General features: G+C 31.7%; 1 protein-coding gene. It reads left to right on the top strand.

Annotated elements, in window-relative coordinates; genetic code table 11:
- Positions 1–332, top strand: a 332-nt coding sequence (locus tag OH814_RS20535; protein ID WP_308829457.1) for a transposase, incomplete at its 5' end; no start/stop codon positions are given.
- Positions 333–833: the final 501 nt, after the last annotated feature.

Consider the following 833-nt stretch of genomic DNA (forward strand, 5'->3'; position numbering starts at 1 on the left):
GTTTTAAAAATTTTGATTCATCGAAATCACTCGTAAAATATTTTGGGTTGGCTCCACGTATTTATCAATCAGGAAAGAAATCATATTCTCCCGGTAAGTGCCGTACATCCAAAACGCACATTAGAAGTTTGCTATATGTTTGTTCCTGGACGGCAATAAAACATAATACGCAGTGCAAAGAACTTTATCTGCGACTATTGGAAAAAGGAAAGCCTAAAAAACTTGCATTAATTGCAGTTTGTAACAAGTTACTGAGGATTTGTTTTGGTGTTGTGAAAAACAAAACTGCATATCAACAAAATTTTCAAAAAAACTTTAAAATTTTAACCTGAATAATTTGCATAGTAACATAGAACATCCGGGCTAGGGTTTGAGTCTGTCTCAATATACTTGCTGCTTTGATCGATTATTCTTTACTGTTACAGAAATTAATATTTTAACTTAACTTTACTTGTAAATCTATCATACGTTAAAATTATTATTGCTCACTTTTACAGCTAAACAAACCAAAACCGAACTGTCGCTCCTATAGAGCTCATTTAACATATCTACTTTTTAACTCGCTACAAAGTTTTCGCTCCTACGGAGCTCAGCTTTTACCTTTACCTTTACCTTTACCTTTACCTTTACCTTAACAGTTTTTCTTTGGTGTTAAATAAATATTGATAGTCATCATTTGATCGATTGGAACAACTAATTTCATTCACCTAAATCACCCTTCTATCACTTATCACTTATCAAAATTACACATTGTCTATTGCTCATTACTCATTACTTATTTCTCATCATTTAGGTTTAGAGCAAAAAAAAAGTCTCATACAAATGAATGTATG

Source organism: Chryseobacterium sp. CFS15, from assembly GCF_031118795.1.
GTDB classification, from domain to species: domain Bacteria; phylum Bacteroidota; class Bacteroidia; order Flavobacteriales; family Weeksellaceae; genus Chryseobacterium; species Chryseobacterium indoltheticum.